The following is a 6818-nucleotide window of genomic DNA, read 5'->3' on the forward strand; positions in this document are numbered from 1 at the left end:
AGGATTAAAAATAATATCGTCAGGAACTGGCGATTACACGGGCGGAGACTCAAATAAGACTTTAGCAACAAAGCACAAGTCTGTGAAGCCCGAAGCCCATTTGTCTTTAGCAAATGGGTAGTTCACTTAGATTTGTGGTATGAGATTCAAAAGTATAGCCGTTTTTTGTGCATCAAGTCCAGGCTTTGATGCGGTATGGACGCAGAGAGCTTATGGGGTAGGGGAATTTTTGGCTACCCAAAATATTACATTAGTATACGGTGGCGGTCGTGTTGGATTAATGGGGGCTGTTGCAGATGGCGCCTTAGCCAATAACGGTAAAGTGGTTGGGGTAATTCCTCATTTTTTGAATAGTAAAGAAATAGGGCATTCGGGCGTGACTGATTTGATTGCGGTGGACAATATGCATCAGCGCAAAACTTTGATGAATGATCTGAGTGAAGCTTTCATAGCCCTTCCGGGAGGATATGGTACAATGGAGGAAGTATTTGAAGTAATTACTTGGGGACAATTGGGATTACATCAAAAGCCGGTGGGGTTGCTAAACATTAATGGTTTCTATGATCATTTGATTGCTTTTCTGCAAAATATGGTAGATGTCGGACTTTTGAAAAAGCAGAATCAAGAAATGCTTTTAGTAGGGAATACTATTGAAGAGCTTTTAGAAAAAATGAATTCATATGTGGCACCAGCTGTGCCAAAGTGGTTAAGTAAAGAAAATAGTTAAAAGGAGGGAAGGAATGCCATTATCAGCAGATTTTAAATCTATTCATTACAAAAATTGGGAAGTTTATTTTTCCCAATGCTATCCCAATGGTGCTATAAAATTACCTGAACTGGCTAATATTCTTCAATTGACAGCTGCTGAACATGCCGATCTGGGTGGAGTAGGTTTCGATGATTTATCCAAGTATGACCAATCTTGGGTAATGAATCGTATGCGTATTGAGATAGGAGAATTGCCGAATTTCTCCCAAGAGATTGAAGTCAAAACATGGATAGAAGAATTAAAAGGATTCAAATCGACGCGTAACTTTGAGGTTTCACGTGAAGGAAAGAAATTATTAGGTATTTCCTCGCTTTGGGCAATTTTCAATATGAAACTCCGAAGACCCGATGCGTTACAGTTTGATACTTCTTATGTAGAGCAGTTTCCAGATATTCACGCAACCGAAATTGCCAATCAACGTGTTGATTTGTCTTTCGAAGTATCTGAAATCTTTGAGCAGACAGTACAATTTTCTGATTTGGATATTGTAAATCACGTGAATAATACCAAATATTTGGAATGGTGTATCAACTATATCGACCCGATGCTAATATTGGGGAATAAAATAAAAGCTATTGATTTAAATTTTATCAAAGAATTAAGTCTTGGGGAAGCGATTACCATTCAAAAAGGAGTTTTTGATAATAAAATAGGATTTAAAATCTCAAAAGGCGAACAAATTTGCTTTGCCTGTGTTTTTGAAATAGAGAAGTAATCCTTCTTCAGAATTTTAATATCTTTAATCAACCATTTAAATAAACAGTCACTATGAAAAGAATGAATCTATTGCTAATAATCTGCTCTTTGCTGAGTGTTCAATTTGCTTTTGCGCAAACCAAAACCTTGGAAAAGCTTTGGGAAACCACTGAAGGAATTCATGTTCCTGAGTCCGTACTTTATCATGATGTAACTGATAAATTATATGTTTCATTAATTGGTCAAGGTGGCACCGATAAAGGCGAAATAGCTATATTAAATACCGATGGATCAGTGGAAGATCCACATTGGATTACAGGCTTGAATGCGCCTAAAGGCTTAGCTATTCACAAGGGATTATTGTACATAGCAGATGTGACGAAAGTTATCGTAGTAGATATTGTGACAAGCAATATTGTAGATGAGATGGTTGTGGAAGGCGCCACATTTTTGAATGATGTAACTGTGGATAATAACGGTATTGTATACATTTCGGATACTAGACAGAATAAAATCTTCCAATTGCGAAATGGTAAAATATCGGTGTTTTTGGACAGTGTTCCTTCTGTAAATGGTTTAAAATATTATAATGGAAAGCTGTTGGCTTTGGCTGGAAAGGAATTCTGGTCTATAGACGCGAATAAGCAAGTTACAGTGTTTACAAAAGCATTTGAACAAGGAGGTGATGGTTTGGAGCCTTTAGGGAATGGAAGTTTCATCGTTACGTGCTGGCCAGGTTTGATTTATCATGTTTCGGCAAAAGGTGATGTTGAAAAAATTCTAGATGTCCAAGGAAAGATGAATACGGCAGATTTGGGCTACAATCCCAAAGAGAATGTGATTTACATTCCTACATTCAATAGTAATAGTATCATCGCATACGAACTGAAATAATTATAAGGAGCTTTTGCTCCTTTTTTTGTTTATAAGATTACTACATTTGTTCTATAAAATATTGTTGTCATGCAAATCGAAAAACTTTACGACATCTATAAACAATACCCTTCCATTTCTACGGATACACGAAATATCGAGGATAATAGCATATTCTTTGCGTTGAAAGGCGCAAATTTCAATGGAAATGCTTTTGCAAGCCAAGCTTTAGAAAATGGTGCAACATATGTGGTGGTTGACGAAGCAGAGTTTGCGAATGGGGATCAATATATTTTAGTAGATGATGTATTAAAGGCATTGCAAGATTTAGCTTTATTTCATAGACATCAATTAAATATCCCTGTCGTAGGTATTACAGGTACGAATGGCAAAACCACCTCCAAAGAATTGGTGTATGCGGTATTGTCTCAACAATTTCGTACGTATGCTACGCAAGGAAATCTAAATAATCATATAGGGGTGCCGTTGACACTCTTGTCGATTGACGATTCTTACAAAATGGCAATTGTAGAAATGGGTGCCAATCATATTGGAGAGATAGAATTCTTATCCAATATAGCACGTCCAACTCACGGTTTTATTACGAATGTTGGTAAAGCTCATTTGGAAGGTTTTGGATCTTTTGAAGGCGTAAAGAAAACTAAAGGGGAGTTATATGATTTCATATCCCAAAGCGGTGGAACATTGTTCTTGCAAGCTGATAATGCGCATCTAGTAGAAATGGCGGGCCAACGAACTTTCACTAAAATAGTCAAATATGGCTTCTCCGATACCAATGCCATTGTAGGAAAACTGTTGATGGCGAATCCATATCTTTCTATTGCTTGGAAAGAAGGTGATAAGTCTGAATCTTACGAAGTATACACTCATTTGACAGGCTCATACAATACAGAGAATATCTTGGCGGCAATTGCTGTAGGTTTGGAATTTGGAATGAATCCTGCAACCATCAATGATGGAATAGCCTCGTATGTTCCTAAAAACAACCGTTCTCAAATAACAAAGACCTCTCGCAATGTCATTGTTGCAGACTTTTATAATGCTAACGCAAGTAGTATGGCAGCAGCATTGGACAATATGCAAGTGTTGACAGCAGATCACAAAGTGGTTATTTTAGGTGATATGTTTGAGCTAGGAGATGAATCTTTCGAAGAACATAAAGCCTTAGTGAATAAAGCAAAATCTTTAGGTTTTGAGCGATTAATCTTTGTAGGGAAAGAATTTTTCAAACACAAGGACGATTCAGCTGAATTTTACGAGACAACGGATGAGGCAAAAGCTGCGGTTTCCACTTTGAACGATAGTTTTATTCTATTAAAAGCGTCACGGGGAATGGCCTTTGAGCGATTATTGGAAGTACTATAATTGTTCCTCTTTTTTCATTTCGACTACAGGCAAGGATAGGTTATATTTTACGGATATAATTCGTATCAAAAATACCAATGATGCGCTTATAAAAGCATTCCAGCCGTTGTCAAAATTCCAGTAATTGAGCAGTACAAAGAGTAATGCGCCCGACAAACAGGCGGAGGCATATATTTCTTTGCGAAGGATTAAAGGTGTTTCATTGATTAATACATCACGTATTACACCGCCCATTGCCGCAGAAAACATACCCAACATTATGGCTGCGATACTGCTGGATTCGTAATCCAATGATTTTTGGGTACCTACTACTGTAAAAAAACCAATACCTATCGCATCAAATAAGGTGAAGGTTTTAGCTAGGCTGTAAAGCTGTTTGTTTGCGATTACAGAAATAAATACCCCAAAGAAAATAGCCAGTAAATAATTTCCGTCTTCTACCCACACAGGCCGAATATTTAAAAATATATCACGCAACGAACCTCCTCCAATTGCCGTAACGAAAGCCATGAAGGTTGAGCCAAATATATCTATGCCTTTTCGGTGCCCTGCCATAGCGCCCGAAATCGCAAAAACCATTGTTCCCAGAAGGTCGATAGCGTAGATGATATTCATAACGATATTCTTATTTAACAATTATACATAAAATCAGAGGTAAAAAGAAAGAGGAATCTATAATCATAGATTCCTCTTTCTCCGATAATCGGGTTAGCCTATTATTGTAATCCTTTTTGCTTTTTAAGGTTTTGAAGTTCCTTTTGGTATTTATCATGGATGGCCTTGAATTCTTCGGAATTATAGAAGTTGCCTATGTCTTCTAACTTCTTGATTTTATCCTGCCATTCAGGAGAATTAAATTTATCAGTTAATCGCTTCGACTGAATTTCAATTTTAGCAATCTTGTTTTTGAACTCTGGAGAATTGATTAGGTCTTCTACCTTTTTACTATTCTCTTCGATTTTTGTTATTTTTTCTTTCCATTCGGGAGAATTAAATTTCTCCTCTATCTTTTTAGCATTTTTTTCAATAACGATTATCTTATTCTTGAATTCCGGAGAGTTCAGATGTGTTTCAAAATCTCTAGCATTCAATTCAATTTTGGCTATTTTATCTTTCCATTCTTTAGAATTGAATTTTTGCTCAATTTCTTTGGCGTGTTCTTCTATTTTAAGAATCTTCTGTTTCCATTCTGGAGACTCAAAATGCTTTTCTAAGTCTTTACTATGTAACTCCATTTTTTTAGAAAACTCTTCTATTTCTTTTTCATCATCTAATACCGTAACTGTAGAATCTGTTTTAATGATAATTCTTTTCTCTTTTTTAAGGGGATTAGTAGTTTTCTTGGTAGTATCTTGTTTATTCGTTACAGTCTCTATTGTTTGTGAATAAGCGGTGATAGTTTCTGAATTTTTCTTAGGGGAAGTTTCCTTTGGTTGAGGATTCATCCATGCAATAAAGATAAAGGTAAGCGATGTACAAAGGATCGCCATTAATTGGTGCTTAAAAGCAGTATATTTTGTTTCCATGACTTTGTTGTTAATTCTTTTGATGCGACTGAATAAATCATATTTGTTATTGCCAGACAATGCTAAGGCAAGGGAAGTCTCATATTCTTGCCTTAATAATTCAATCTGTAATAATGTTCGTGCATAGTTTGCAGGATTAGCGATTGATGTAGTGACAAAATCATCGCAAGACTGTTCGCGCTCGATCTTGATATGTCTACTGATGAGCCATACAAAAGGGTTAAAGAATAAAATCGTTTCAATTGTAAGGAGTATTATATTGAAGAAATAGTCATTTCTTTTAATATGTGCTACTTCATGCAGTAAAATAGCTTCAGCGTCTGAGGTTGATATTTTATTAATGTAGGCTGTCGGAAAAATAATTAAAGGTTTTATAAATCCAATGGTAATAGGACTTGTAACGTATTCTGAAACCAACAGTTTTACTTTCGGAGAAATATTGTTCTCTAATATAATTTTGCCTAGCGCATTATTCCAGTGTTGTGGTAACGTTGCGGTTGAAGATTTTTTAATTCTATTAAGCAATTGAATACTTTTTGTACATAACAGAATTTGTACCACAATACCTACGGAATATAAAGCGACAATGTAGGGGAAGAGTTTGGTTATAGACCAGGTTTTGTTTTGTAAGTAGTCAAAATACAAAATCATTTGCTGCTGTTCAGAAATAGCAATCTCCCCAAAATTTATTGGGACTTGAAGATATTTGAGGAATGTGAATAAAAATGACCCGAATACTAACAACTGTGCGATGTAAGCAATCTTGTATTTTGCGTTGGATGTTATGCTATAAAATATCAGGAATATTCCAAAGAGTATAATATATATAGAGGCCCCTTGCCATAAAGAGTGTAGAATGCTCCACCCAATTGCGTTATTGATTAGTTGAACAATATTTTCCATGATGTTATTCTTGTAGATTGTCTAAATACTGCTTTATTAATTCTATTTCTTCTTTGCTTGCTTTATGATTACCCAAAGCTTGCATAATCAAACGGGATGTGTTTCCGTTGTAAACTGTTTCTATAAATCTATCCAAAAATTGATGCTGAATTTTTTCCTTACTAATACTAGCACTATATAAATGGCTTTTTGAGCTTGTGTCACGAGAGACCATCTGCTTGTCAAGCATTATTTGCATGAGTTTTAATATAGTTGTATAACCAACATCTTTTTTATCTAATGATTCGTACACTTCCCTTACTGTACTCGGTCCTTTTTTCCAAAGAACCTGTAATATTTCCATTTCGCTATCTGTAGGTTTCATTTTTAATTCTTAGATTATCTACGAATTTTTTCGTACATCAAATCTACGAAGAGTTTCGTATCTTCCAAATTCCATTGATTTTTTTAATAAAATTTAACACTTGGCAGGAAAGCCTTCATTGAAAGCTATTTTATCCCTCAATGCTCCAGCGACTTACCTTTATTCTCAAAAATAATTCTCAAAAACGCTTGGAAGTAGAGTAGAAACTTCCCTATCTTTGCACCACTCCGCAAGGGAGGAATGCTGGTAACAGCAGTGAAATACGAGGTTAGAAGCGGTTTCAACTGAGAAATCAGGAAAA

General features: G+C 35.7%; 7 protein-coding genes. 4 read left to right on the forward strand and 3 right to left on the reverse strand.

Annotation, left to right across the window (positions count from 1 at the left end; genetic code table 11):
* The first annotated feature begins 139 nt into the window (after positions 1 to 139).
* The 4 genes from G5B32_RS16445 to G5B32_RS16460 all read left to right on the forward strand — a co-directional run bounded on the left by G5B32_RS16445 (position 140) and on the right by G5B32_RS16460 (position 3724).
* Positions 140 to 727: a TIGR00730 family Rossman fold protein gene (locus tag G5B32_RS16445; protein WP_165292584.1), complete on the forward strand. Its 588-nt coding sequence runs from the start codon at positions 140 to 142 to the stop codon at positions 725 to 727.
* 13 nt (positions 728 to 740) lie between these two features.
* The gene (locus G5B32_RS16450) at positions 741 to 1484 is read left to right on the forward strand and encodes an acyl-[acyl-carrier-protein] thioesterase (protein ID WP_165292585.1); all 744 of its coding nucleotides are present in this window, start codon (positions 741 to 743) and stop codon (positions 1482 to 1484) included.
* 53 nt (positions 1485 to 1537) lie between these two features.
* A complete protein-coding gene (locus G5B32_RS16455; protein ID WP_240899084.1) occupies positions 1538 to 2359 on the forward strand; it encodes an ATP-binding protein in 822 nt (273 codons plus the stop codon).
* A gap of 69 nt (positions 2360 to 2428) precedes the next feature.
* Positions 2429 to 3724 carry a UDP-N-acetylmuramoyl-tripeptide--D-alanyl-D-alanine ligase gene (locus tag G5B32_RS16460; RefSeq protein ID WP_165292586.1) on the forward strand — a complete coding sequence of 432 codons (1296 nt, stop codon included), beginning with the start codon at positions 2429 to 2431 and terminating at the stop codon, positions 3722 to 3724.
* Here G5B32_RS16460 and G5B32_RS16465 read toward each other — a convergent pair.
* The 3 genes from G5B32_RS16465 to G5B32_RS16475 form a co-directional block, all read right to left on the reverse strand.
* Complete coding sequence (locus tag G5B32_RS16465; protein ID WP_165292587.1) at positions 3719 to 4339, reverse strand: trimeric intracellular cation channel family protein; 621 nt, start codon at positions 4337 to 4339, stop codon at positions 3719 to 3721. The genes G5B32_RS16460 and G5B32_RS16465 overlap by 6 nt on opposite strands.
* A 101-nt stretch (positions 4340 to 4440) precedes the next feature.
* Positions 4441 to 6153, reverse strand: a complete 1713-nt coding sequence (locus tag G5B32_RS16470) for a M56 family metallopeptidase (protein ID WP_223815478.1) — start codon at positions 6151 to 6153, stop codon at positions 4441 to 4443.
* Between the two features lie 4 nt (positions 6154 to 6157).
* On the reverse strand, positions 6158 to 6517 hold the full coding sequence (locus G5B32_RS16475) for a BlaI/MecI/CopY family transcriptional regulator (RefSeq protein WP_165292589.1): 360 nt from the start codon (positions 6515 to 6517) through the stop codon (positions 6158 to 6160).
* Positions 6518 to 6818: the final 301 nt, after the last annotated feature.

This window comes from Sphingobacterium sp. SGL-16 (assembly GCF_011043515.1).
Classification (GTDB): Bacteria; Bacteroidota; Bacteroidia; order Sphingobacteriales; family Sphingobacteriaceae; genus Sphingobacterium; species Sphingobacterium litopenaei.